At 72.3% G+C, this 24,318-nt stretch carries 19 protein-coding genes and 1 pseudogene; 12 read left to right on the top strand and 8 right to left on the bottom strand.

Translation table 11 applies throughout. The features are described 5' to 3' along the window. Nucleotides 1-7 precede the first annotated feature (7 nt). Nucleotides 8-1,750 carry a pyruvate dehydrogenase gene (locus tag ACFW22_RS14715; protein ID WP_386403292.1) on the top strand — a complete coding sequence of 581 codons (1,743 nt, stop codon included), beginning with the start codon at nt 8-10 and terminating at the stop codon, nt 1,748-1,750. 42 nt (nt 1,751-1,792) lie between these two features. Next, nucleotides 1,793-2,239 (top strand): annotated as a pseudogene (locus ACFW22_RS14710) (ATP-binding protein); the annotation flags it as partial. Between the two features lie 37 nt (nt 2,240-2,276). On the opposite strand, the gene ACFW22_RS14705 reads toward ACFW22_RS14710, so the two are convergent. Both ACFW22_RS14705 and ACFW22_RS14700 read right to left on the bottom strand, forming a co-directional pair. Next, the gene (locus ACFW22_RS14705; protein ID WP_386403289.1) at nt 2,277-3,389 is read right to left on the bottom strand and encodes a DUF2637 domain-containing protein; all 1,113 of its coding nucleotides are present in this window, start codon (nt 3,387-3,389) and stop codon (nt 2,277-2,279) included. 204 nt (nt 3,390-3,593) lie between these two features. Next, nucleotides 3,594-4,448 carry a (2Fe-2S)-binding protein gene (locus ACFW22_RS14700; RefSeq protein WP_386403286.1) on the bottom strand — a complete coding sequence of 285 codons (855 nt, stop codon included), beginning with the start codon at nt 4,446-4,448 and terminating at the stop codon, nt 3,594-3,596. A 192-nt stretch (nt 4,449-4,640) separates the two neighbouring features. Here ACFW22_RS14700 and ACFW22_RS14695 point away from each other — a divergent pair, with 192 nt between their 5' ends. Together ACFW22_RS14695 and ACFW22_RS14690 are read left to right on the top strand one after the other, a co-directional pair. Next, complete coding sequence (locus ACFW22_RS14695; protein WP_386403283.1) at nt 4,641-5,564, top strand: GntR family transcriptional regulator; 924 nt, start codon at nt 4,641-4,643, stop codon at nt 5,562-5,564. A gap of 277 nt (nt 5,565-5,841) precedes the next feature. After that, entirely contained in the window at nt 5,842-7,497 is a 1,656-nt protein-coding gene (locus ACFW22_RS14690) for a WD40 repeat domain-containing protein (protein WP_386403280.1), read from the top strand. Between the two features lie 32 nt (nt 7,498-7,529). Here the strand turns inward: ACFW22_RS14690 and ACFW22_RS14685 are convergent, their stop codons facing one another. Both ACFW22_RS14685 and ACFW22_RS14680 read right to left on the bottom strand, forming a co-directional pair. Beyond that, complete coding sequence (locus ACFW22_RS14685; protein WP_386403277.1) at nt 7,530-8,318, bottom strand: hypothetical protein; 789 nt, start codon at nt 8,316-8,318, stop codon at nt 7,530-7,532. Nucleotides 8,319-8,700: 382 nt separating this feature from the next. Then, on the bottom strand, nt 8,701-10,398 hold the full coding sequence (locus tag ACFW22_RS14680; RefSeq protein ID WP_386403274.1) for a PucR family transcriptional regulator: 1,698 nt from the start codon (nt 10,396-10,398) through the stop codon (nt 8,701-8,703). Nucleotides 10,399-10,703: 305 nt separating this feature from the next. Between ACFW22_RS14680 and ACFW22_RS14675 the strand changes: the two genes are divergently transcribed. The 5 genes from ACFW22_RS14675 to ACFW22_RS14655 all read left to right on the top strand — a co-directional run bounded on the left by ACFW22_RS14675 (nt 10,704) and on the right by ACFW22_RS14655 (nt 17,488). After that, nucleotides 10,704-11,597 (top strand): FAD binding domain-containing protein, encoded by an 894-nt coding sequence (locus ACFW22_RS14675; protein WP_386403271.1) that lies wholly within the window; start codon nt 10,704-10,706, stop codon nt 11,595-11,597. 2 nt (nt 11,598-11,599) lie between these two features. Continuing rightward, nucleotides 11,600-12,193 (top strand): (2Fe-2S)-binding protein, encoded by a 594-nt coding sequence (locus ACFW22_RS14670; protein ID WP_386403268.1) that lies wholly within the window; start codon nt 11,600-11,602, stop codon nt 12,191-12,193. A gap of 2 nt (nt 12,194-12,195) precedes the next feature. Further along, nucleotides 12,196-14,601 carry a xanthine dehydrogenase subunit D gene (gene pucD / locus ACFW22_RS14665; protein WP_386403265.1) on the top strand — a complete coding sequence of 802 codons (2,406 nt, stop codon included), beginning with the start codon at nt 12,196-12,198 and terminating at the stop codon, nt 14,599-14,601. Between the two features lie 236 nt (nt 14,602-14,837). After that, complete coding sequence (locus ACFW22_RS14660; RefSeq protein WP_386403262.1) at nt 14,838-16,304, top strand: NCS2 family permease; 1,467 nt, start codon at nt 14,838-14,840, stop codon at nt 16,302-16,304. 44 nt (nt 16,305-16,348) lie between these two features. Next, complete coding sequence (locus tag ACFW22_RS14655; RefSeq protein WP_386403259.1) at nt 16,349-17,488, top strand: XdhC family protein; 1,140 nt, start codon at nt 16,349-16,351, stop codon at nt 17,486-17,488. Between the two features lie 175 nt (nt 17,489-17,663). Here the strand turns inward: ACFW22_RS14655 and ACFW22_RS14650 are convergent, their stop codons facing one another. The 3 genes from ACFW22_RS14650 to ACFW22_RS14640 form a co-directional block, all read right to left on the bottom strand. Further along, entirely contained in the window at nt 17,664-17,900 is a 237-nt protein-coding gene (locus ACFW22_RS14650; RefSeq protein WP_386403256.1) for a hypothetical protein, read from the bottom strand. After that, a complete protein-coding gene (locus tag ACFW22_RS14645) occupies nt 17,897-18,532 on the bottom strand; it encodes a TNT domain-containing protein (protein ID WP_386403545.1) in 636 nt (211 codons plus the stop codon). Before ACFW22_RS14645 ends, ACFW22_RS14650 begins: the two co-directional genes overlap by 4 nt. Nucleotides 18,533-18,708: 176 nt before the next feature. After that, nucleotides 18,709-19,314 carry a TetR/AcrR family transcriptional regulator gene (locus ACFW22_RS14640; RefSeq protein ID WP_384887681.1) on the bottom strand — a complete coding sequence of 202 codons (606 nt, stop codon included), beginning with the start codon at nt 19,312-19,314 and terminating at the stop codon, nt 18,709-18,711. Between the two features lie 114 nt (nt 19,315-19,428). On the opposite strand from ACFW22_RS14640, the gene ACFW22_RS14635 reads away from it, so the two are divergent. Further along, nucleotides 19,429-20,583 carry an acyl-CoA dehydrogenase family protein gene (locus tag ACFW22_RS14635; protein ID WP_386403252.1) on the top strand — a complete coding sequence of 385 codons (1,155 nt, stop codon included), beginning with the start codon at nt 19,429-19,431 and terminating at the stop codon, nt 20,581-20,583. A 244-nt stretch (nt 20,584-20,827) separates the two neighbouring features. Here ACFW22_RS14635 and ACFW22_RS14630 read toward each other — a convergent pair whose 3' ends face one another. Beyond that, nucleotides 20,828-21,673, bottom strand: a complete 846-nt coding sequence (locus ACFW22_RS14630; protein ID WP_386403249.1) for a helix-turn-helix transcriptional regulator — start codon at nt 21,671-21,673, stop codon at nt 20,828-20,830. 103 nt (nt 21,674-21,776) lie between these two features. On the opposite strand from ACFW22_RS14630, the gene ACFW22_RS14625 reads away from it, so the two are divergent. Continuing rightward, nucleotides 21,777-23,192: an MFS transporter gene (locus ACFW22_RS14625; RefSeq protein WP_386403246.1), complete on the top strand. Its 1,416-nt coding sequence runs from the start codon at nt 21,777-21,779 to the stop codon at nt 23,190-23,192. Nucleotides 23,193-23,384: 192 nt separating this feature from the next. Next, nucleotides 23,385-24,260, top strand: a complete 876-nt coding sequence (locus ACFW22_RS14620) for an alpha/beta fold hydrolase (protein WP_386403542.1) — start codon at nt 23,385-23,387, stop codon at nt 24,258-24,260. Nucleotides 24,261-24,318: the final 58 nt, after the last annotated feature.

Below are 24,318 nucleotides of genomic sequence, written 5' to 3'. Positions count from 1 at the left end.
TGGAGCCATGGCCAAACAGAGCGTGGCGGAACAGTTCGTCGACATCCTGGTCCGGGCGGGCGTCCGGCGCCTGTACGGAGTGGTCGGCGACAGCCTGAATCCGGTCGTCGACGCGATCCGCCGTACCCCCGCGCTCGACTGGATCCAGGTCCGGCACGAGGAGACCGCCGCGTTCGCCGCAGGCGCCGAGGCCCAGATCACCGGCGGCCTCGCCGCCTGCGCGGGCTCCTGCGGCCCGGGCAATCTGCACCTCATCAACGGGTTGTACGACGCCCACCGTTCCATGGCCCCGGTCCTCGCCCTCGCCTCCCACATCCCGTCCGGCGAGATCGGCCTGGGGTACTTCCAGGAGACCCATCCCGACCAACTGTTCCGCGAGTGCAGCCACTACAGCGAACTGATCTCCAACCCGGCGCAGATGCCCCGGCTGCTCCACACGGCGATCCAGCACGCCGTCGGCCGCGGTGGCGTCAGCGTCGTCTCGCTCCCCGGTGACATCGCCTCCCGGACGGCCCCGGAGAAGACGGTGGAGACCGCGCTCGTCACCTCCCGACCCACGGTCCGCCCGGGGGACGGCGAGATCGACGCCCTCGTGCGGATGATCGATGCCGCGGACCGGGTGACGCTCTTCTGCGGCAGCGGCACGGCCGGGGCGCACGCCGAGGTGATGCAGTTCGCCGAACGGCTCAAGGCGCCCGTCGGCCACGCCCTGCGGGGCAAGGAATGGATCCAGTACGACAATCCGTACGACGTCGGCATGAGCGGCCTGCTCGGGTACGGGGCCGCCTATGAGGCGACCCACGAGTGCGACCTGTTGGTCCTGCTCGGCACCGACTTCCCGTACAACGCCTTCCTGCCCGACGACGTCAAGATCGTGCAGGTGGACGTCCGGCCCGAGCGCCTCGGCCGCCGCTCCCGGCTCGACCTGGCGGTCTGGGGCGACGTCCGGGAGACCCTGCGCTGTGTGACGCCCCGGGTCCGGGCCAAGTCCGACCGGCGCTTCCTCGACAAGATGCTGAAGAAGCACGCCGATGCGCTGGAGGGCGTCGTCAAGGCGTACACCCGCAAGGTCGAGAAGCACGTTCCCGTCCATCCCGAGTACGTCGCCTCGGTCATCGACGAGCTGGCCGACGAGGACGCCGTGTTCACCGTCGACACCGGCATGTGCAACGTCTGGGCGGCCCGCTACCTCTCGCCCAACGGGCGGCGCAGGATCATCGGGTCGTTCAGCCACGGCTCCATGGCGAACGCCCTGCCACAGGCGATCGGCGCCCAGTTCACCGACCGGAACCGGCAGGTCGTCTCGCTCTCCGGGGACGGCGGCTTCTCGATGCTGATGGGCGACTTCCTGACCCTCGTCCAGTACGACCTGCCCGTGAAGGTCGTCGTCTTCAACAACTCCTCGCTGGGCATGGTCGAGCTGGAGATGCTGGTCGCCGGCCTGCCCTCGTACGGGACGACCAACAAGAACCCGGACTTCGCCGCCATCGCCCGCGCTGCCGGGGCCCACGGCGTCCGCGTCGAGAAGCCCAAGCAACTGGCGAGCGCCCTCAAGGGCGCCTTCGCGCACAAGGGGCCGGCCCTGGTCGACGTCGTCACCGACCCCAACGCGCTCTCCATTCCGCCGAAGATCAGTGCCGACATGGTGACCGGCTTCGCGCTCTCCGCCAGCAAGATCGTCCTGGACGGGGGAGTGGGACGGATGGTGCAGATGGCCCGCTCGAACCTGCGGAACGTGCCCAGGCCCTGACCCTCTGCCACCACCTCATGAATGCGTACGGTGATGCGGGGCATGCATCCCCGTGAGCCTGTTCGACGCGACGTGTGGGTGGGGGATATGGCCGGGGAGGCACGACAGCCGACTCAACTGCTCAGGAAGGTGGGATGCGCGGATCTCACCGCAGTGCCGGAGGTGCGGCACGCCCTGCGGGAACTGCTGCGGAAGTGGGGCGGACCGGGTGACTCCGACGTGGCCGAACTGCTCACCAGCGAACTGGTGACCAATGCCCTGGTCCACACCGAGCACGGCGCCGTTGTGACCGCGACGGTCGTTCCCGAGCAGGTGAGGGTCGAGGTCCGTGACTTCGTGCCGGGCCTGGAGCGCCCGTGCGCGCCGCCCGCCGACGACGGCACGCACGGCAGGGGGCTGGTCCTCGTCCAGGCGCTCGCCGACTCCTGGGGGGTCGAGCAGCAGGAGCTGGGCAAGGTGGTGTGGTTCGAACTGACCGGCGGGGCCGCCGGAGGGGCGGCCCCGCCGGTCTCCACAGGGGAACGGCTCAGCCGAACTGCTGCTCCAGGTCCTTGAGCTTGCGCTCCAGGGAGTCGAGGCGGGGCAGCGCTTGGGTGTCGTCCTCGGCGGTGAGGTCCACCGTCCGGGGTTCGCCGGGACGGGGCTCAGCGCCCCTCACGGCTTGCAGGGAGGGCCGGGTGCGAAGCGGCAGTTGTCCGGGGTCCGCTATGGCGGGCTCCGCGACGGGGGCCTGCACGGCAGCCGTCGCGGAGCCCGACCCGGCGCCCGTCCCCGGCGCGGGAGCGCCACCGGGGGCGACGTTGAGCGCGGCCATCTCGACCTGGCGTCCGCCGCCCCGGCCGAGCCCGAAGGCGCGGTGCTGGCGGTTGATCGCCTTGAGCCTCGCCCGGTCCAGCTTGACCTGGTCGCGCCGGCGGATCCGGTTCTGCTCCCGCTCCTTCCGGTCCTCGCGCACCTCGTCGACCGCCTCGTCCAGGGTCCGCACGCCCTCCAGGAGCATCAGCGACCAGGCGGCGAAGGTTTCCCTGGGCGCCCTCAGCCACCGCACGATGCGGATCTGCGGCAGCGGACGGGGCACCAGTCCCTGTTCGCGCAGTGCGGCCCTGCGGGTCTGCTTCAGTGCCCGGTCGAACAGCACCGCTGCCGACAGGGACATGCCCGCGAAGAACTGGGGTGCTCCGTCATGGCCCATTCCGCGGGGTGCGTGCACCCAGTTGAACCAGGCCGCAGCGCCCGCGAACAACCAGACGAGCAGGCGCGAACCGAGGGCCGCGTCGCCGTGGCTGGCTTCGCGGACGGCGAGCACCGAACAGAACATGGCCGCGCCGTCGAGGCCGAAGGGGACGAGGTACTCCCAGCCGCCGACCAGGTTGAGGTTCTGGCGGCCGAACCCCACCAGGCCGTGGAAGGAGAGCGCCGCGGCAACGGCCGCACAGCAGAAGAGGAGCCCGTACGAGGCGAAGCCGTAGACGGCCTCCTTGCGTCTGCGACGTTCCTCGCTGCGTTCCCAGGAGTCGTCGGCCGCGGCCTGGTCACCGGCGCGCTTCCCGCGCGCGAGCACCGCAACCGCCGTGAGGACCCCGGCCACCATCACGCCGCCCGGAAGCAGCCAGTCCAGCGATATGTCGGTCAGTCTCATGCGGTGTCCCTTGCATCGCAGTAGGGCGTTTGGCGGCCCATACTGGCCGACCCCGCGGGGTGCCCAAGGGGTTTCCGGGCAAGAGCACGCCATCGGGGTCCGACGGCATACGAATAGGTACGTTCTGGTCGAACATCCATTCAGGGAGCGATGCTTGGGTTCGATTTACGCCACCCGGACAGGTGGCGTAACCGCCCGACCGCCTCAGCCGGCAGCGGCCATCCGGCGGGTGCGCTCGGAGTCGGACGTGCGGGGGCAGGTGAGACAGGTGTCCTCCGGGCGCAGCGTGTAGAAGAAGCAGCAGCTGACCCGGTCGCGCGTGGTCCGCGGAGCGTCGTCCGCCCCTTCGGCGCCGACCAGGTCGCGGAAGCCCGCGGCCCCCGCATAGGGCTTGTGCGGTGCGGGTGACGGGAGGAGCAGTGCGAGCTCGGCCACCGCCCGTTCCTCCTCGCCGAGCAGGGCGGCGACGTACCAGAGGCCCTCCACGATCTCGTCCGTGGCCATTCCCCACAGGGCCCGGCGCCCGCGTCGCATCCGGGGCCCGAAGCCGCCGACCACGGCCTCGAAGTGTTCGGCGAGCGAGGTGCGCACCTCGGCCCGCAGGGCTTCCGCGTCGGCGACGACCCGCGCCCCGGGCAGGGCGGCGGCGGGATCGTCCGGCAGGCAGGCGAACTCCTCGACGCGGGCGACCATGCGGCCGAGCGTGCGGTGGAAGGCCACGTTGCGAGCGGGGAGTCGGGGTACCCGGCGGTCCAGGAACCAGGGGACGGTGACGAGCAGGCAGGCCGGCCAGGCGTAGCGGTGCAAGCCGAAGCCCGCAACGACGTCGGGGCGGGCCCGGGCGCCGTGGTCGCGGAGGACTTGGGCCTCGTCCCAGGAGAGGAAGGCGTCGAGCGCGGGGCCGCCGGCCGCGAGGGAGTCCGCGGCGACCCAACCCGCGCCGCACGGCAGTCGTCCGTCCGGGGCGACCTCCTCCAGCCGGAGGGCGGGGAAGGCCTCGGCGAGCCGGGCGTAGGCGGGGGCGACGGGGGAGGCGGGCAGCAGGGCGGGGACGGCCATGGGGGACCACCGAATCGCGAGCGTTGGAAGGCTAGCCTTACCTTACTCGATTCTGCTCGGCCATTCCCCACGGCACCCCCTCCCACCTGCGAAGCGGCCCGTATGCCCCGGATGTCGGTCCGTTCGCCTATGGTGCATGGAGGACCCGGGCGACGCGAGCCCGGCCTGGCACGAGGCCGCAGGAGGACCCGGGTGGAGCAGGGCGCAGCGCGCGAGCGGGCGACGGACCGACCGTCCCCGCCCTTCGGCGACGCCCCACGCGCCGTCCCCCCGCGTCCGGAGGCGGTGTGCGCGGCGTCGGTGCGGACGGAACCGGTCCGCCCGACCGCCCCGTCCACGGAGCCCGTCCGGGGAGCGTCCGTGCGGACCGGTTCCCCGTCCACGGGGTCCGCCCGCGTCCCGGAGCAGGCGCGCGGCGGGGAAGCGGGCCGGGAGGCAGGATCCGCCCGGGGCGAGCACCCGCACGGAGCGGCGGCGAGCCCCGGCCCCCGCGCCGTACGGCGGCACTCCGTCCGGGGCCAGGTCCTCGACGCCCTGCGCACCGCCCTCGTCGGCGGAGAGCTCCTCCCCGGCGAGGTGTACTCGGCCCCCGTGCTCGCCGAGCGCTTCGGCGTCTCCGCCACCCCCGTGCGCGAGGCCATGCAGCGCCTCGCCGTCGAGGGGGCCGTCGAGGTCGTCCCCAACCGGGGCTTCCGCGTCACCGAGCGGACCCCCCGTGAGCTCGCCGAGCTGGCCGAGGTGCGCGCGCTCATCGAGGTGCCCGTCATGCTCGGACTCGCCCGTACCGTGCCGGCCGCCCGCTGGACCGAGCTCCGCCCGCTCGCCGACGCCACCGTCGCCGCTGCCGCCCGGGGCGACCGCGCCCACTACGCCGAGGCCGACCGGGCCTTCCACCGGGCCGTGCTCTCCCTCGCCGGCAACCAACAACTGCTCGCCGTCGCCGACGACCTGCACCGCCGCTCCCAGTGGCCCCTGATCAGTGCGCCCGCGCTTCGGCACGGCGAGCTCGTCGCCGACGCGGCCGAGCACACGGCCCTGCTCGACGCCCTGATCGCCCAGGACCTGACGGTCGTGCAGAGCCTGGTGCGGGAGCACTTCACCGGCTCGGACTGCTGAGGGCCCTACCGCGGCCCCGGCGGGCGCACGCCGGCCACGGCACCCCGCCGCACTCTCGGGCCGCCTCCGTGCGCCCGGTGCGAGGACGGCCCTCCGCCCTGCGCTGCAGCGGATGTGACGCCCCGCGGTGCACCGGATCCGACGTCGTGCGCCGGTCCACCGCGGATCACGGGACGGTCCCGGGGGCCGGGCCGGTCGACGGGGCACCCCACCGAGCCCCGGACGACTAAGGTCGGAGGTGTCAGCTGCCCGCACCGCGTCACCCGTGAGGTGTCCCATGCCGTCCGCGCCCCCGTCCCCGGTGTGGGACGGCACGGAAGCCGAGGCCACCGCCCTGCTCGGCTGGCTCACCGACCCCGATGCGCCCCGGCTCTGCCTCGTCACCGGTGCGCCGGGCAGCGGCAAGACGGCGCTGCTCGGCTGGCTCGCGGCACACGGTCAGCGCTCCGCCCGCTCTCGCCGCCGTACGCCCCGGGTGTGCGTTCCGCTCGCCGGACAGAGCGCGGTCGGGGCGGCCTGGACGATCGCGGATCGCCTCGGCGTCGTCGCCAGGTCGCCGGGCGACCTCGTCCACGCCCTCGCCACCAGCGAGACGCGTCCCATGGGCCGCGTCCTCCTCCTCCTCACGGACCTGCACGCCGCCGCCGAGCCCGCCGCGCTCACCCGGCTCATCGCAGAGCTCGCCGGCGTGGGGCGCATCCGGCTCGTCGTCGAAGCCCGCAGCGGAACCCCCGCCCCCGCCCTCCTGCGGTCCGAACGCAGGGTCACCGTCGTCGATCTCGACGGCGCATCCGAAAGCACCGACGGCGCCCCCGTCGAGCCGGCACCCCCGCTGCCCGACCTCTCCGACCCGCTGGCCGTCTGCGCCGCCGATCCCCTCCTCGTCACCACGGCCTACGTCACCGGTGCGGCACTCGCCGGGGTGCCGGGCACCCTCGACGGGCCCGAGCCGTCCGGCCGCCCCGGTGAGGCCGCCGTCGACGAGCACGGCGGGCTGCGCACCGCCTGGATGCGCGCCGGGCAGTCGCTCTGCCGCGAACAGTCTTCGTCGGAGCGGGCGTTGGTGCTGCTCGCCGCCCTCGGCGACGGCGCCGACCCCCGGCTGCGGCCCGCGCTCGCCGCGCTCGCGGAAGCGACCCCCTGGCGGTTCCGGTGGGCCCGCCACCGCGGCGACCTGAACCCGCCCTGGCCCGGACCGGTCACCGTGCTCGGCGCGGCAGGGGGCCCGCTGGCGAGCGTCGTCCTCGTCGCCGACCCCACCGGAACGGTACGCCTGCTCCACGAGGCCGACGCCAGGCCCGCCGGGCGCCTCGCGCACTCCGTCGCCGGCCGGGTCACCGCGCTCGCGCCGGCACCCGACGGCACGGTGCTGCTCCTGGACGACCGGGGCCGGCTGCACTCCGTGCGCGGGACGGAGCCGCGTGCCCCGTACCTGGAGCGGCTCACCACGGCGGTTTCGGCGACCCTGGCCCGGCATCCGGGCACGGCCCTCTCGGCGATCGCGGGTTCGGTGGTGGTGGGGGACCGGCTGGGCTCCGTCCATGCCTTCGGGCTGACGGGTCTGCACCAGTCCGCTTCGCACAGCGGCAGGGTCACGGCGGTCGCCGCGGTCGAGTCCGAGACTCCGTTCGTCTGTTCCGGCGGCGTGGACGGGACCGTCCGGCTCTGGACCCCCGGCCGGGAACCGAGTCCCGAACCCCTTGCCGAGCGTCCCTCGCCGGTGGTCTCCCTGCATGCGACCGAGACGCCGCGCGGGCCGCTGGTCGCCGCGGCCTGGGCGGACGGGCTGGTGGAACTCCACCGACCGGAGGGCGGCCCGACGCTCTCCTTCCGGCCGGGCCTTCCCGTCCGCGCGGTTGCGGTCACCGGCTCCGGTTCCCTGCTCGTCGGAACCGACGAGAGTCTGGTGTGCCTGGCCCCTAAGGACGACTGACGAGGCGTCACCAGACTCTCCGTGGTGTGCCCTCAGGTGGCTGCCCGGGGGGTCAGTTGGGCCGAGAGCCAGGTCGGCACCCCGCCGAGCAAACGGAAGAGGCGCCGTGCTTCGGCCCGCAGGCGACCCGCCTCCGGCTCGGTCTCGGTGGTCGCCAAGGCGGTGAGTGCCGGAGCCGTGCCGACCAGGTAGCCCAACTCCTCCCGAATCCGCAGTGATTCGGCGAAGCCGTGTCGCGCCTCGGCCAACTCACCCTCACGCAGGGCGAGTCCGGCGAGGTGGCGCCATGTGGAGGAGAGCAGGAGGGAGTCGCCCTGGGCGTGCGCCCCGGCGTGCGCCCTGCGGTACGCGGCCCGGGCCGCCTGGGGGGAGTCCCCGAGGTTCTGGGCGACCAGCCCGCGCCGGAAGTCGAGCAGCGGTCGCCCTTCGGCGGAGGGGGCGATCAGTGCCGCCGCCCGCCCCAGCGCCATCCGCGCCTCGTCGGCCCGGTCGCGCACGCCCAACAGCGTTGAGGCGTAGGCGAGGTAGCCGCGTTCACAGGCCGCGGCGCCGCGCTCTTCGTCGGTACGGGCGACGGCCTCGGCCGCCCGCAGCGCCTCCTCCGCGTCGGCCCAGCCCTTTTCGGTGTAGAGGCAGCGCTCGATCAACAGCGCGGCCCGTTCGAGTGCGGCTGCCGGTTCCGCGGCGTGCGGTGCGAGCAGCGCCGCCGCGTCCGTCCAGCAACCTCGGGAGCGGAGACGCCATATGGCGGTCTCCACGGGTGTCTCCTTGCCGTAGGCGAGGGACGGATCTTCGCCACCCCTTGATTCGGAACCAGACATGGCGGTATCCGCCACATTGCCCTCCCCGAGCGCGCCATTGAGCTGTTGAGTAGGACGGCATCTCAGCACGAACGGCAGCACCCGGCCAAGGGGTCGGGTGAAAAAATTCACAAGAGTCCGCGGGGGGTGGGGGCCCCGGTCCGGGCCGGATCAGGCGGGGGGCAAAGGGCCGTTCGGCCCGTGATCAAGCCGGTGATCAGGCCCGGGCCCCTTTTCCGGGGGCCCGGGAGAAGGCCCGTCGAGCGTCCGGTCAGCACCCTTGCAGAGTCGCCCGAAAGAGTGAATCGCCGAGCCCTCCGGAGGGCTCCGGACCCTCCCCGCCCGACGTCGCCCGACCGGCCCCGGCGCTCTCCCCGCACCCGCCCGCCGGACCCCGTCGGGCTCAGCTCATCCGCAGTGCGAGGAAGAAGTCGAGCTTGTCCTCCAGGCGGGAGAGGTCACGGCCGGTGAGCTGCTCGATCCGGCCCACCCGGTAGCGCAGCGTGTTCACGTGCAGGTGGAGCCGGGACGCACAGCGCGTCCAGGAGCCGTCGCAGTCCAGGAATGCCTCCAGGGTGGGGATGAGCTCCGCGCGGTGGCGCCGGTCGTAGTCCCGCAGCGGGTCGAGCAGCCGTGCGGTGAAGGCGCGCCGCACGTCGTCCGGGACGAACGGCAGCAGCAGCACGTGCGAGGCCAGCTCGTGGTGGCCGGCCGCGCAGACCCGGCCCGGGCGGGCGGCGGCCACCCGACGGGCGTGCCGGGCCTCCTCCAGGGCCCCGCGCAGTCCCTCCGCCGAGTGCACGGCCGCACTGACGCCGAGCGTGAGGCGCCCGTCGTCGGCGAGCCCGGCGGAGAGCGGCGCGCGCACGGAGGCGAGCAGCGTGTCCGCGTGCAGGCCGAGTGCGGGGGCGGGACCCTCGTCCTCGCTCTCCGGCAGGGGCCCCGTCGCCAGCGGGACGAGGGCGATCGCCTCGTCGCCGCTGTGCGCGACGGCGATCCGGTCGACGGACTCGGCGCCGACGGTCGCCGGGTCGACGAGGACCTCCTCCAGGAGCGCCTGGGCGACCGGGCCGGTGTCCACGGCGGGGCCCTGGCCGGCCTCCTGGTCCCAGTCCACGCGGGCCACGACCACCTGCCAGTGCGGGGCCGTGCCGAGCCCGGGCAGCAGGACCGGGGCGGCGACCCGCAGTCGGGCCGCGATCTCGGCGGGCGCGGCGCCCGTCTGCACGAGCTCCAGGACCTCCTGGGCGAGCCGGCGCCGCACCGTGCGGGCCGCGTCGCGGCGGTCCCGCTCGACGGCGATCAGCTGGGTGACGCCCTGGAGGAGGTCGAGCCGGGCGGCGGGCCAGTCCCCGGCGTCCGCCTCGACGGCGAGCAGCCAGTCCGACAGGACCGTCTCGCGCACGTCACGCGAGGCGGGCCCGGTTCCCCGGCCGGCGTTGCGGATCGGGAAGAGCGAGTACGTCGTCCCCGCGACGCCCACGCGGTGCGGGCCGCGCCGACCGGTCCGGGTGGCGGCCAGGTGCTCACCGGCCAGGGTGGCGGCGAGCCCGGCGTCCAGGGGCTCGCCCGCCCCCGCGATCTGCCGGCCGGTGGGCGACAGGACCCAGGCCCGCAGGTCCAGGTCGGAGCCGAGGAGGTCGAGGACGACCTCGGGGCCGCCGCCCGCCGGACCGGAGGTCATGAGCCGACGGTGCCGGTCGACGACGGCTGCCAGGTCGCCGGCCCGCTCGCCGGAGACCTGTCGAACAACGTGCTCGGTGATCGTCGCGAAAGCAACGGATTCATTGACCGCGAAAAGCGGCAGACGATGGCGCAAACACGCCTGTACGAGATCGTCGGGGATGTCGCCCAGCTCCGCCTCGCCCGCCGCCATGGCCGCCACCCCGGCCGAGGCCAGGATCCGGACGAAGGGTTCGGAGTCCGCCGGGTCCGCCCTCCAGGCGAGACCGGTCAGCACCAGCTCGCCGCCCGAGAGGTAGCGGCTGGGGTCCTTCAGGTCCGTCGTCATCACGCCGCGGACGGTTCGGTCCAGCTCCTCCTCGCCCCCGAGCAGGCGCAGCCCGAGCGCGTCGTTCTCCAGCAGTGCGCGCAGCCGCATCGTGTCGCCGCCGTTCCTTCGTTCGCTGATGGGGTGTGTCGCGTTGTCGACGGTGGCGTGGTGCCACCGTTTCCAGGGGAAAACGGCGAGGTTTCCGTTCCTCGCCTTTCGTTCGAATCTACAAGACGACGAAGGGCACCAGCCAACTCCTTCATGTTTTCGGTGACTGCACCCGGGCGATCGTGGCTTGTGTACTAGGCCACACACCGCGTGAACAGCACATGAACACGATGCCGAGGGCCGGCCGTCCCCCCGGGCCCGGGCAATCGCCCCCCGATCGCCAGAATCACTAGAAGAGAGCCACCATGGACTTCCTTCGCCCCGCCAGCTGGGAGGAGGCGCTCGCCGCCAAGGCCGAGCACCCCACGGCCGTGCCCATCGCCGGTGGTACCGACGTCATGGTCGAGATCAACTTCGACCACCGGCGCCCCGAGTACCTCCTGGACCTGAACCGTATCGAGCTGCTGCGCGAGTGGGAGGTCGGCGAGGAGAACGTCCGCCTCGGCGCCTCCGTTCCGTACACCCAGATCATGGAGAACCTCCGCGCCGAACTGCCGGGCCTCGCGCTCGCCTCGCACACGGTCGCCTCCCCGCAGATCCGCAACCGGGGCGGCGTCGGGGGCAACCTCGGCACCGCGTCGCCCGCCGGTGACGCCCACCCCGCCCTGCTCGCCGCGGGTGCCGAGGTCGAGGTCGAGTCGCAGGCCCGGGGTAGCCGCTTCATCCCGATCGACGAGTTCTACACGGGCGTGAAGCGGAACGCGCTGCAGCCCGACGAGCTCATCAAGACCGTCCACATCAAGAAGGCGGACGGCCCCCAGCAGTACTCCAAGGTGGGCACCCGCAACGCCATGGTCATCGCCGTCTGCGCCTTCGGACTGGCCCTGCACCCGGAGACCCGGACGGTGCGCACCGGCATCGGCTCCGCCGCCCCGACCCCGATCCGCGCCAAGGAGGCCGAGGACTTCCTCAACGCCGCCCTGGAGGAAGGCGGCTTCTGGGACAACGGAAAGATCATCACCCCGTCGATCGCGAAGCAGTTCGCCGACCTCTGCTCGGGTGCCGCCAACCCGATCGACGACGTCCGAGGCACCGCCAAGTACCGGCGCCACGCCGTCGGCATCATGGCCCGCCGCCAGCTCGGCTGGACCTGGGAGCAGTACCGCGGCGACCGCCGCACGCTTGAGGGAGCTGCCTGATCATGCGCGTCAATTTCACGGTCAACGGTCGTCCGCAGGAAGCCGACGACGTCTGGGAGGGCGAGTCCCTCCTCTACGTCCTGCGCGAGCGTCTGGGGCTGCCCGGCTCCAAGAACGCCTGCGAGCAGGGCGAGTGCGGTTCCTGCACGGTCCGCCTCGACGGGGTGCCGGTCTGCTCGTGCCTCGTCGCCGCCGGCCAGGTCGAGGGCCGCGAGGTGGTCACCGTCGAGGGGCTGGCCGACTTCGCCAAGCAGCGCGAGGAACACGGTCACGGCGGCTGCGCCTCCGGGGCCTGCGGCACCCCGCTCGACGAGGCCAAGCAGTGGCAGGCCAAGCCCGGTCAGGACTCCCAGACGGGCGAGGGCATCGAACTCTCCCCGATCCAGCAGGCGTTCATCGATGCCGGTGCCGTCCAGTGCGGCTTCTGCACCCCCGGTCTGCTGATCGCCGCCGACGAGCTCCTGGAGCGCAACGGCGAACCGTCCGACCAGGACATCCGGGAGGCCCTGTCCGGCAACCTCTGCCGCTGCACGGGTTACGAGAAGATCCTCGACGCGGTCCGCCTGGCGGCCGCCCGTCAGGGAGAGGCGGTCTGACCATGGCGCAGAACACGCGCACCGTTCCGGCGGGCACGCCCACGAACGTCACCCAGAACCACACCAAGGGCGGCATCGGCGAGTCCACGCTCCGCCCGGACGGCACCCTCAAGGTGACCGGCGAGTTCGCCTACTCCTCGGACATGTGGCACGAGGACATGTTGTGGGGCCAGACCCTGCGTTCCACCGTCGCCCACGCCGAGATCGTCTCCATCGACGTCTCCGAGGCCGTCGCGATGTCCGGCGTCTACGCCGTGCTGACCTACGACGACCTGCCGGCCGAGATGAAGAACTACGGCCTGGAGATCCAGGACACCCCGGTCCTCGCCCACGGCCGGGTGCGCCACCACGGCGAGCCGGTGGCCCTGGTCGCCGCCGACCATCCGGAGACCGCCCGCCGCGCCGCGGCCAAGATCAAGATCGAGTACCGGGAGCTCCCCGTCGTCACCGACGAGGCCTCCGCGCTCGCCCCGGACGCACCGCTCATCCACCCCGGCCGCGACGACCACCACTCCGGTCACGTGCCGCACCCCAACGTCGTGCACCGCCAGCCGATCATCCGCGGCAACGTGGAGGAGGCCCGCAAGCGCGCCGATGTGATCGTCGAGGGCGAGTACGTCTTCGGCATGCAGGACCAGGCGTTCCTCGGCCCGGAGTCCGGCCTCGCGGTGCCCGCCGAGGACGGCGGCGTCGACCTCTACGTCGCCACCCAGTGGCTGCACTCGGACCTCAAGCAGATCGCCCCCGTCCTCGGCCTGCCCGAGGAGAAGGTGCGCATGACGCTCTCCGGCGTCGGCGGTGCCTTCGGTGGCCGCGAGGACATCTCCATGCAGATCCACGCCTGCCTGCTGGCGCTGCGCACCGGCAAGCCGGTCAAGATCGTCTACAACCGCTTCGAGTCCTTCTTCGGCCATGTGCACCGCCACCCGGCCAAGCTCCACTACGAGCACGGCGCCACCAAGGACGGCAAGCTCACCCACCTGAAGGCGCGGATCGTGCTGGACGGCGGCGCCTACGCCTCGGCCTCCCCGGCCGTGGTCGGCAACGCCTCCTCGCTCGGCGCCGGCCCGTACGTGATCGACGACGTCGAGATCGAGGCGGTCGCGCTCTACACCAACAACCCGCCCTGCGGCGCCATGCGCGGCTTCGGCGCGGTCCAGGCGTGCTTCGCCTACGAGGCGCAGATGGACAAGCTGGCGGCCAAGCTGGGCATGGACCCGGTCGAGTTCCGCCGGCTGAACGCCATGGAGCAGGGCACGGTCATGCCGACCGGTCAGGTCGTGGACTCGCCGGCCCCGGTCGCCGAGCTGCTGCGCCGGGTCAAGGCCCGTCCGATGCCGCCGGAGCGCCAGTGGGAGACCGCCGGCCAGGGGGCGGACGTCCGCGCCCTGCCGGGAGGCCTGTCCAACACCTCGCACGGCGAGGGCGTGGTCCGTGGCGTCGGCTACGCGGTCGGCATCAAGAACGTCGGCTTCTCCGAGGGCTTCGACGACTACTCGACGGCCCGCGTCGTCCTCCAGGTCATCAACGGCGAGCCGGTCGCCATGGTCCACACGGCCATGGCGGAGGTCGGCCAGGGCGGCGTCACGGTGCACGCCCAGATCGCCCGCACCGAGCTCGGCGTCACCCAGGTGACCATCCACCCGGCCGACACCCAGGTCGGCTCCGCCGGTTCGACGTCCGCCTCCCGGCAGACGTACATGACCGGCGGCGCGGTGAAGAACACCTGCGAGGCCGTCCGCGAGAAGGTGCTGGAGATCGGCCGCCGCAAGAACGGCTCCTACCACCCGGCATGGGCCACGGCCGAGCTGCTCCTGGAAGGCGGCAAGGTCGTCACCGACGGCGGTGAGGTGCTCGCGACCCTCGCGGACGTCCTGGACGGCGAGGAGCCGATCGACCTCGAACTCGAGTTCCGCCACCGCCCCACCGTCCCCTTCGACCTGGTCACCGGCCAGGGCGACGGCCACGTCCAGTACACCTTCGCCGCGCACCGCGCGGTGGTGGAGGTGGACACCGAGCTCGGCCTGGTCAAGGTCATCGAGCTCGCCACCGCGCAGGACGTCGGCAAGGCGCTCAACATGCTCTCCGTCGTCGGCCAGATCCAGGGCGGTACCACGCAGGGCCTGGGCGTCGCGGTGATGGAAGAGATCATCGTGGACCCGAACACCGCGAAGGTGCGCAACCCCTCCTTCACGGACTATCTGATCCCGACGATCCTCGACACGCCGACCATTCCGGTCGACGTCCTCGAACTGGCCGACCCCAAGGCGCCGTACGGCCTGCGGGGACTCGGCGAGGCCCCGACCCTGTCGTCCACTCCGGCCGTCCTCGCGGCGATCCGGAACGCGACGGGCCTGGAGCTCAACAAGACGCCGGTCCGCCCCGAAGCGCTCACCGGCACCCTGTAGGACCCCTCCGGGCGGTGCGTGCGTCCCGGGAACGTCACACCCTCCCCGCCCGCACCGTCCGGAGCACCCCCCGCAGTACCGCAGTACCGCAGTACCGCAGTACCGCAACACCGCAGTACCGCAACACCCCGTTCGTCTCGGGCCGTCCCCCGGGTCGTGCAGCCAACGTGATTTCCCAAATCCCGCAGTCCCAAAGATCCATGCGGGTGCCCCTTTGAACCTTGGGAGTAGGCCCCATGACCCAGTCCTCAGTGGAGCCCAGGACCACCGCGGAGGACGCGGGCTCCGGCTCGCGCAACCCCGCCGGGCGTTCTTGGCTCGACCGGTACTTTCACATCTCGGAGAGAGGATCCACCGTCGCGACGGAGATCCGCGGCGGCGTCACCACCTTCATGGCGATGGCGTACATTCTCCTGCTCAACCCCCTGATCCTCAGCGGCAAGGACGTCGACGGCAACCTGCTCAGCCAGCCGGCGCTCATCACCGCCACCGCTCTCGCCGCAGCCGCGACGACGCTGCTCATGGGCTTCTGGGGCAAGGTCCCGCTCGCCCTCGCCGCCGGCCTCAGCGTCTCCGGTGTGATGGCCTCGCAGGTCGTCCCCGTCATGACCTGGCCGCAGGCCATGGGCATGTCCGTGGCCTACGGTGCCGTGATCTGTCTCCTGGTCGTCACCGGCCTCCGCGAGATGATCATGAATGCGATCCCGCTCGCCCTGAAGCACGCCATCACCATCGGCATCGGCCTCTTCATCGCGATCATCGGTTTCGTCAAGGCCGGCTTCGTCCACGAGAACCCCGCCCCCGGCGGCGGTCCCGTCACCCTCGGCCCGGCCGGTGAGCTCGAAGGCTGGCCGGTCCTGATCTTCGCCTTCACCCTGCTGCTGATCTTCGCCCTGCAGTCCCGCAACATCCCCGGCGCGATCCTGATAGGCATCGTCGCCGGCACGATCGTCGCGGTCGTCCTCAACGCGATCGCCGACATCCCGGCCAAGGCCTGGTTCTCCGGCGCACCGGAACTCGACGGCAGCGCCGTCTCCGCGCCGGACTTCTCGCTCATCGGAGAAGTGTCCTTCAGCGGCTGGGGCGACGTCGGGTACATCACGATCAGCATGATCGTCTTCACCCTGGTGCTGGCCGGTTTCTTCGACGCCATGGCGACCATCCTCGGCGTCGGCACCGAAGCCAAGCTCGCCGACGACAAGGGGCGGATGCCCGGCCTCTCCAAGGCGCTCTTCATCGACGGCGCCGGCGGTATCGTCGGTGGTGTGGGCGGAGCCTCCGGTCAGACGGTCTTCGTCGAATCCGCCACCGGCGTCGGCGAGGGCGCCCGCACGGGTCTGGCCTCCGTGGTCACCGGCGGGTTCTTCGCCCTCTGCCTCTTCTTCACGCCGCTCACCGCGATCGTCCCGCAGGAGGTCGCCGCGGCGGCCCTGGTCGTCATCGGCTCGATGATGATGCAGAACGCCAAGCACGTGGACTGGAGCGACCGGTCCGTCGCCATCCCGGTCTTCCTCACCGTGGTCCTCATGCCGTTCACGTACACCATCACCACGGGTGTCGCGGCCGGCGTGATCTCCTACGTCGTCATCAAGACGGCGCAGGGCAAGGCGCGCGAGGTCGGGGCCTTCATGTGGGGCCTCACCGCGATCTTCATCGTGTACTTCGCGATCCACCCCGTCGAGAGCTGGCTCGGCGTCAGCTGACGCCGTTCCCGCAGCCCTCCCCACACCCTCCAAGGAGAACCCAGATGCTGGACATCGCCGAAGAGCTGCACCGGTGGGTCGAGCAGGGGCGTGCGTTCGCCGTCGCCACCGTGGTGGCGGTCGGCGGCAGCGCGCCCCGGCAACCGGGAGCCGCGCTCGCCGTCGACGGCGAGGGCACGGCGATCGGATCGGTCTCCGGCGGGTGTGTGGAGGGCGCGGTCTACGACCTGTGCCTCCAGGCCCTCGAGGACGGCAAGACCGTCGTCGAGCGCTTCGGCTACAGCGACGAGGACGCCTTCGCGGTCGGTCTGACCTGCGGCGGCATCATCGACATCCTCGTCACCCCGGTCCGCGGCGGGGTCTTCCCCGCCGCGTTGAAAGCCGCCGCCACGGGGGAGGCGGCGGCCCTGGCCCGCATCGTCGGGGGGCCCGACGGGCTCATGGGACGGGCCCTCCTGGTCCGTCCCGACGGCTCGTACGAGGGCGGGCTCGGAGGTCACCCCGAGTTGGACCGCACCGCTGCCGGCGAGGCCCGTGCGATGCTCGACGGGGGCCGCACCGGCACCGTGGAGATCGGTGCGGACGGCAGCCGCTGCGGGCAGCCGTTGAGCCTCCTGGTCGAGTCCTCCGTCCCGGCCCCCCGCATGATCGTCTTCGGCGCCATCGACTTCGCCGCCGCCCTGGTCCGGGTCGGCAAGTTCCTCGGCTATCACGTCACCGTCTGCGACGCGCGGCCCGTCTTCGCGACGCCGGCCCGCTTCCCCGAGGCCGACGAGGTCGTCGTGGAGTGGCCCCACCGCTATCTGGAGTCCACGGAGGTCGACGGCCGGAGCGTCCTGTGCGTCCTCACGCACGACGCCAAGTTCGACGTGCCGCTCCTCCGGGCGGCCCTGAGGCTTCCCGTCGCCTACATCGGCGCGATGGGCTCCCGCCGCACCCACGAGGACCGCAACGAGCGCCTCCGCGAGGTCGGCGTCACCGAACTCGAACTCGCCCGCCTGCGCTCCCCGATCGGCCTCGACCTCGGTGCCCGCACCCCCGAGGAGACCGCCCTCTCGATCGGCGCGGAGATCGTCGCGAGCCGACGCGGCGGCAGCGGCGCCTCCCTCACGGGCGCCCACACCCCGATCCACCACGACGGCCCCCGAGAGCCGGACGGACACATCGGCTCCGTGGTGGCCTAGAAGGCCGGTGAAGGCCTTCCCCGGCGGGCGTTCCACCCGCCCCGGCGGGCGCACGGCGACGGCACGTCATCGCGCGGCCACCGGCCGAGTGCCTCCGGTCGCGTGCTCCGGCTGCGCGCTCAGGCCGCGCGGCGCGCGCACCGGTGCCGGACGCCGCGGGGCGGAGCAGAAGGGCTCAGACGCCCAGGAGCGCGCGGAGGTGGGCGCAGGCAGCCGCCTCGGTGGGGTGCACGGCGATCGGCTCGTACGCGCCCCGCTCGTAGACCCCGGTCTCCCAGCCGCCGTGCCCCGTCCGCAGGTAGACGAAGTCGGTGGGGGTGGGGGCCGGTTCGTGGACGCCTTCGATCCGGTAGTGGGTGGCGGGCACCCCGGCCTCGCGGAGCGCCCGCTCCAGTGCACGCCGGTCGCTCACGCGGGGACGCGCACCAGGTAGCCGTGGTCGAGGAGCCACTTCACGTTGAGGCGCTGGCCCTCGCCGGGGTCCAGGAAGACCGGGTCCAGCTTGATCTGTCGGCCTCCACCCGGCTGTTCGAACCAGGGGGCGATGGAGCCCTCCCAGACGACGAAGCCCTTCGTCACCTCGTACAGGTGGTAGTCGCAGGGGAATCCGGGGTCACGGGTGTTGAGGTTCTGCGGGGGCAGGGCGCGCCGGGCGTAGGCGTCGCCCGCCGGAGCCAGGTAGGAGCCGTACTCGGAGCCGAAGCGGTCCAACCGCTCTCCCGCGAGGAGGAGTTCGGGCTCCTTGTCGACGCGTCCGTTGACTTCGGCGAAGCCGTCGTTCGGCGGGTACTTCCAACCGCCGCCGTCGGACGGCCCCTCCCAGTACTTCTTGAGGAAGGCGTCGGGGGAGAGGTGTCCGGTGCGGTGGTAGCGGACGAGCAGCGGACCGACCGGTTCCTGCCGCTTGTTCGGCAGGAACTCGGGGCCGAGCCGCGCGTCGCCCTTGAACTCTCCGGTGCACGGGGCCGGAGGGGCGGCGGCCGGTCGTTCGGCGGGGGCGGCCTGTGCCGAGGGGGTCGAGCCGAGGGCGACGGTGACTCCCATGGCGGCGAGGACGGCACGGATCCTGAGGGCGGTGCGGCTGCGCTCCACGCGGAAGCTCCCTGGGGTGGGAGGAACAAGGGCGTCGCACACGGTAGTGGATCACCAGCGGGGAGTGATCGACCGTGGTCGTGAATCGGCCAAGTGTCCCGGCCGGCTCCTCGGGCCTTTGGGGTTCTTCAGGCCTTCCGGAGCCCGCTCAGCAGGAGCTCGGCCAGCTGTTCGTACGCCTCGGCGTCGGCGAGTCCGGTGGCCGCGGCCACCTGGCGTCGTTGGATGCGGACCATCACCGAGGAGATGACGTCGGCGGCGAAGGCCACGTGCACCTCCCGGAAGGCGTCGGCCCGCACGCCCTCCTCGATCAACTGCTGCACCCGGCCCGCTGCCGCGCGGGTGTTGCGCTCGTACACCTCCGCCGCCGGTTCGAAGGCCGCGACGTCGTCGAAGAACTGCGGTGACACGGGTGCCAGTTCGGCCGAAACGGCCCGCAGGTAAGCGGAGAGCCGCTCGGCGGGGTCGGTTGCGGCGGCGAGCACCGCTTCGACCCGACTCGTGGCGCGCCGGAAGAAGTGCACGACCGCCGCCCGCACCAGTTGCTCCTTGCTGCCGGCGAGGCCGTACAGGGTCCGCTTGGAGCAGTGGAGTCGTGCGGCGAGATCGTCGAGCGTCAGTCGGGCGAAGCCCTCGCCGACGAGGAGGGCGACGAGGTCCTCGAAGAGGGCCGAGCGGCGCGCTGCTCCGCGGCCCGTCAGCTTCGGGACGTCAGCGGCTGAGGTCTCGATCATCCCGCCAGTATTCCAGGCCGTCCCGGCGGGAGGTTGCGGCAGCACCCTTCTGCGCTACTCTAAGCGGTACTGCAGTACCTTCCCCAGTACCACTTGCGCGCCGCTGGAGTCGCCATGGATGTCGACCGCCTGCTTCCCACCCCCGAGGCGGCGGACCTCATCGCCCTCACCCGGGAGATCGCCGACAAGGAGCTCTCCCCGCGGGTGGACGAACACGAGGCCGCCGAGACCTATCCCGAAGGGCTCTTCGCCACCCTCGGAGAGACCGGGCTCCTGGGTCTTCCGTACCCCGAGGAGTACGGCGGTGGGGGCCAGCCCTACGAGGTCTACCTCCAGGTCCTGGAGGAGCTCGCCGCGCGATGGGCCGCCGTCGCCGTCGCGACGAGCGTCCACACCCTCGCCTGCCACCCGCTCCACACCTTCGGCAACGCGGAGCAGAAGGAGCGGTGGCTGCCCGCGATGCTGGAGGGGCGGACCATCGGCGGCTACAGCCTCTCCGAGCCGCAGGCCGGCTCCGACGCCGCCGCCCTCACCTGCAAGGCCGAGCGCCTCGACGACGGCAGTGCCTATCGGGTCAGCGGCACCAAGGCGTGGATCACCCACGGCGGAAAGGCCGACTTCTACGCGCTCTTCGCCCGCACCGCACCCGGCAGCCACGGCATCTCCTGCTTCCTCGCCCCCGGCGAGACCGAGGGCCTGAGCTTCGGCGCCCCCGAGCGCAAGATGGGCCTCCAGGCCGTGCCGACCACGGCCGCCTACTGGGACGGGGCGCTCCTGGACGCCGACCGGCTGCTCGGGGACGAGGGGCAGGGCCTCCAGATCGCCTTCAGCGCCCTCGACAGCGGCCGCCTCGGCATCGCCGCCTGTGCCACGGGGCTCGCCCAGGCTGCCCTGGACGCCGCGGTCGCCTACGCCAACGAGCGCACGACCTTCGGCCGCAGGATCGTCGACCACCAGGGCCTCGGCTTCCTCCTCGCCGACATGGCCGCCGCCGTCGACGCGGCCCGCGCCACCTACCTGGACGCGGCCCGTCGGCGCGACCTCGGTCGCCCCTTCAGTCGCCAGGCCAGCGCGGCCAAGCTCATCGCCACCGACACGGCCATGAAGGTCACCACGGACGCGGTCCAGGTCTTCGGCGGCTACGGCTACACCCGGGACTTCCCGGTGGAGCGCTACATGCGCGAGGCGAAGATCATGCAGATCTTCGAGGGTACGAACCAGATCCAGCGGCTGGTGATCAGCCGGCAGCTGTCGGCCACGTCGAAGTAGCAGGTCAAGGCTGGCCCGGGGGAGCGGAGGGCAATCCCGAGGCGCGGCGGCCGGGCACTTCGGGGGACGGCTGGAACGCCGTGTCGACGACCGCGCGGAGGCGCTGGTCGTCGGCGTGGCGGTTGCGGCGGCCCCACAGGGCGGGTCATGCCGCCCCGCCCTGTGGGGCCGGCGCGGTCGGTGTCGTCGAGGGCGAAGCGGCGCGGCGCGGTGAACGGGGCTCCGCATCCGATCCGCGCAGGGCTCAGGAGACGGCCACCCGGTAGTCCGCACGGGCCGCGACCAACGTGCCCAGCAGCCGCAGTGCCGTCTCCGACGGGGAATCCGGCTCGACGGTGAAGGCGACCAGCATGAGCTCCGGCTCCTCGGTGCGCAGCACCTCCTGGAAGAGCGTCAGTTCCCCCACCTGCGGGTGGTGCAGCACGTTGGTGAACGAATCGCAGTTCGCCACCGAGTGGTCCTCCCACAGTGCGGCGAACTCGGCGCTGTCACAGAGCAGTTCATCGACCAGCGTGCGCACCCGGCTGTCGGTCGGGAATCGTGCCGCCACCATCCGCAGGTGCGCGACCACGGACCTGGCCTTGACCTCCCAGTTGGTGAACAGCGCCCGGGTCGGTGGGTCGAGGAAGATCGCCCGGGTCATGTTGGGCAGGTCCGCCAGGTGCTGCCCGAACACCGCGTGTGCCAGCCGGTTCCAGGCCAGCACGTCGGACGTCGGGGAGAGCGCCATCACCGGTACGTCGCCCATCATCGCCATTAATCGCTCCAGGCCCGCGGGCAGTTGCCAGGTCGCCCCGGTCGTGCGGCCGACCCCCGACCGGTTGGGGCGGGCGAGCGCCACCAGGTGCGCGTGCTCGGCGTCGTCCAGGCGCAGCGCCCGGGCCAGCGAGTCGAGGACGGCGTCGGAGACGTTCTGCCCGAGGCCCTGCTCCAAGCGGGCGTAGTAGGAGACGCTGACGCCGGCCAGTTGGGCGAGCTCCTCCCGGCGCAGGCCCGGCACCCGCCGGCGCTCTCCGTAGCATCCGAGTCCGACCTCCGCCGGATTCAGCTTGGCCCGACGGGACTTGAGGAATTTCCCGAGCTCACCCATGCGCTTCATTATGCGGAAGGGGGGACTGCCAAGCCTAGCCTTCGCAGTGGGACGCACAGCAGGTGTCTGGCTAGCCGGCGGACGGTCTCCCACGCTTGCTGGCATGACCACGCTTCCCGACTCACGGAACCGCATGAGCACCCGGCTCAGACTGACCCTGTTCGTCCTGCTGGGCGCGCAGTTCATGCTGTCCGTCGACTTCTCCATCCTCAACGTCGCACTGCCGCAGATCGGTTCCGGGGTCGGGCTGTCCTCCGACGACCTGCCCTGGGTGGCGGCGGCCTACGCGCTGCCCGCCGCGGGCTTCACCCTCCTGTTCGGCCGGATCGCCGACCTCTTCGGCCGCCGCCGGCTGTTCCTCGCGGGCATCACGCTGCTCGTCGTCGCCTCGGTGCTCGGCGGCGTGGCGGACAGCGGAGGCCCGCTGCTGACCGCGCGCGTCCTCCAGGGCCTGTCGACCGCGATGGCCGCCCCGGCCGCACTCTCCCTGCTGACCACCTCGTTCTCCGAGGGCGCCATGCGGGAGCGGGTGCTCGGCCTGAACGGCGCCCTGCTGTCCGGCGGATTCACCGTGGGCGCCCTCGTCGGCGGCACCCTGGTCGGCCTGCTCAGCTGGCGCTGGGCGTTCCTGATCAACGTCCCGGTGGCCGTCGCGATCCTGATCGCGACCCCGCGGCTGATAGCCGACAGCCGGGCCCCGGAGAAGGTACGGCTCGACGTGCCCGGCGCCGTCTCGGTCACGGCCGGTCTGCTCGCCTTCACCTACGGCATCATCGACAAGAGCGTCCTCATCGCCGCCGTCGGCGTCGTGCTGCTCGGCGTGTTCTGGGCGATCGAACTGCGCGCGCCCGCACCACTCGCCTCCGTCCGGATCCTCAAGCGCCCCACCGTGAAGTGGGGCAACTTCGCCGGACTCGTCGTGTTCGCGATGGAGAGCGCGCTGATCTTCCTGATGACGCTGTACCTGCAGGAAGTGCTGCACTTCGCCCCGCTGACCGCCGGCCTGATCTTCGGCGTACCCGGCCTCGCCGCCGTCGCCGCCGGCGTCATCGCGGGCCGGGCCATCGGCCGGTTCGGCACCCGGACCGTCCTGACCGTCGGCATGCTGGTGCAGGGCCTCGCCACCGCTCCGCTGATCCTGCTCGGCACCGACCGGGTCATGCTGCTGGTGCTGCTCCCCGCCCTGTTCGTCAGCTTCTTCGGACACGTCACCTCCATCGTCGCCTACACCGTGACCGCGACCTCCGGCCTGCCGGACTCCGAGCAGGGCCTCGCGACCGGCCTCGCCGCGCTCAGCCAGCAGGTGGCCGTCACGATCGGCATCCCGATCCTCGGCGCGGTCGCCGCCGCCCGCGCCGTGCAACTGGACGGCATTCGGCTCGCGGTCGCGGTCGACGTGATCGTGACCCTGCTCGCGGTCGGCCTCGTCTGGGTGGGTCTGCGTGCCCGCGCCGAGACGCCGCCGCCGTCCGTCACCGACCCACAGGTCGAGGCCAGCGAGCAGGCCGCGACCCACTGAGCGGACGGCCCGCAGAACAAGGCAGCCAGGAAGAAGATGACCGGGACCGTTCCCGGGACCATCGGAGGGCGAACGACGGAGCGACCCGGCGGACATTCCGCCGGGTCGCTCCGTCGCCGCGGAGCGGGCGAATTCCCTTCGGCCGCCGCGCGCATTCACCTTTCGACGCAAGGAACGGACCCGGCTGTGACCATGAAGAGAATCACCGTCAACGAAATGGACTTCGCCTATCTGGAACAGGGCGACGGGCCGCTGGCCCTGCTGATGCACGGCTTTCCGATGTCCCCGGCGACCTACCGGTACCTGATGCCGGCCCTCGCCGAGGCGGGCTACCGCGCCGTCGCCCCCTACCTGCGCGGCTTCGCGCCCTCGACGCTCCCGCCGGACGGCTCCTTCGCGATCGCCGACCTGGTGGCCGACATCAACGGCCTGCACGAGGCGCTGGGCGGCGACGGCAACGCCGTCCTGGTCGGACACGACTTCAGCGCCCCCGCGGCATGGGGCGCCGCCCAGGACGCCGAGCGCTGGTCGAAGGCCGTCGTCTGCGACGTCCCCCCGTTCGCGGTGTTCGGGCCGATGGTCCTGACGCCCCGCGGCACCGACGCGCTCAGCCACTTCTGGTTCTTCCAGACCGCGGTGGCCGAACAGGTGGTCGCCGCGGACGACCTCGCCTACCTCGACTGGATCTACCGGAAGTTCACCGCGGACGGCTTCGACGCCACCGAGGACCTGAAGCACGCCAAGGACGCCCTCCGGGCGCCGGAGAACCTGGCCGCGGCCCTCTCGCTCTACCGGACGGCCTTCCCGCCCGCCCGCTTCGGCACCCCGGAGTGGGTGCAGGAGCACGCTGCGGTCTGGGGCGCCCCGCCGAGCCGGCCCACGCTCAACCTCTTCGGGGCGGAGGACCCCAGCTTCGCGATCACCGACGCGACCCTGGCGGCCATCGTCGACGGCCTGCCCGAGGGCTCGCACGCCGAAGTGGTCCGGGGAGCCGGCCACATCGGACTGGTCGAGAAGCCCGCCGAGGTCAACCGGCTGATCCTTCGCTTCCTGGCCGGAGAGCTCTGACCGGCCGCACGGACGGGACGGCCCGGGTGGCCGGCCGCGATGGCCGGCCACCCGGGCC

Source organism: Streptomyces sp. NPDC058872, from assembly GCF_042743065.1.
Lineage (GTDB): Bacteria > Actinomycetota > Actinomycetes > Streptomycetales > Streptomycetaceae > Streptomyces.
This window is presented reverse-complemented; position numbering and strand designations above follow the sequence as displayed.

Coding starts and splice junctions, on each gene's coding strand:
- ACFW22_RS14715 (WP_386403292.1), top strand. CDS start 8: ATGGCCAAACAGAGCGTGGCGGAACAGTTCGTCGACATCCTGGTCCGG.
- ACFW22_RS14705 (WP_386403289.1), bottom strand. CDS start 3,389: ATGAGACTGACCGACATATCGCTGGACTGGCTGCTTCCGGGCGGCGTG.
- ACFW22_RS14700 (WP_386403286.1), bottom strand. CDS start 4,448: ATGGCCGTCCCCGCCCTGCTGCCCGCCTCCCCCGTCGCCCCCGCCTAC.
- ACFW22_RS14690 (WP_386403280.1), top strand. CDS start 5,842: ATGCCGTCCGCGCCCCCGTCCCCGGTGTGGGACGGCACGGAAGCCGAG.
- ACFW22_RS14685 (WP_386403277.1), bottom strand. CDS start 8,318: ATGTCTGGTTCCGAATCAAGGGGTGGCGAAGATCCGTCCCTCGCCTAC.
- ACFW22_RS14680 (WP_386403274.1), bottom strand. CDS start 10,398: ATGCGGCTGCGCGCACTGCTGGAGAACGACGCGCTCGGGCTGCGCCTG.
- ACFW22_RS14675 (WP_386403271.1), top strand. CDS start 10,704: ATGGACTTCCTTCGCCCCGCCAGCTGGGAGGAGGCGCTCGCCGCCAAG.
- ACFW22_RS14670 (WP_386403268.1), top strand. CDS start 11,600: ATGCGCGTCAATTTCACGGTCAACGGTCGTCCGCAGGAAGCCGACGAC.
- pucD (WP_386403265.1), top strand. CDS start 12,196: ATGGCGCAGAACACGCGCACCGTTCCGGCGGGCACGCCCACGAACGTC.
- ACFW22_RS14660 (WP_386403262.1), top strand. CDS start 14,838: ATGACCCAGTCCTCAGTGGAGCCCAGGACCACCGCGGAGGACGCGGGC.
- ACFW22_RS14655 (WP_386403259.1), top strand. CDS start 16,349: ATGCTGGACATCGCCGAAGAGCTGCACCGGTGGGTCGAGCAGGGGCGT.
- ACFW22_RS14645 (WP_386403545.1), bottom strand. CDS start 18,532: ATGGGAGTCACCGTCGCCCTCGGCTCGACCCCCTCGGCACAGGCCGCC.
- ACFW22_RS14640 (WP_384887681.1), bottom strand. CDS start 19,314: ATGATCGAGACCTCAGCCGCTGACGTCCCGAAGCTGACGGGCCGCGGA.
- ACFW22_RS14635 (WP_386403252.1), top strand. CDS start 19,429: ATGGATGTCGACCGCCTGCTTCCCACCCCCGAGGCGGCGGACCTCATC.
- ACFW22_RS14630 (WP_386403249.1), bottom strand. CDS start 21,673: ATGGGTGAGCTCGGGAAATTCCTCAAGTCCCGTCGGGCCAAGCTGAAT.
- ACFW22_RS14625 (WP_386403246.1), top strand. CDS start 21,777: ATGACCACGCTTCCCGACTCACGGAACCGCATGAGCACCCGGCTCAGA.
- ACFW22_RS14620 (WP_386403542.1), top strand. CDS start 23,385: ATGAAGAGAATCACCGTCAACGAAATGGACTTCGCCTATCTGGAACAG.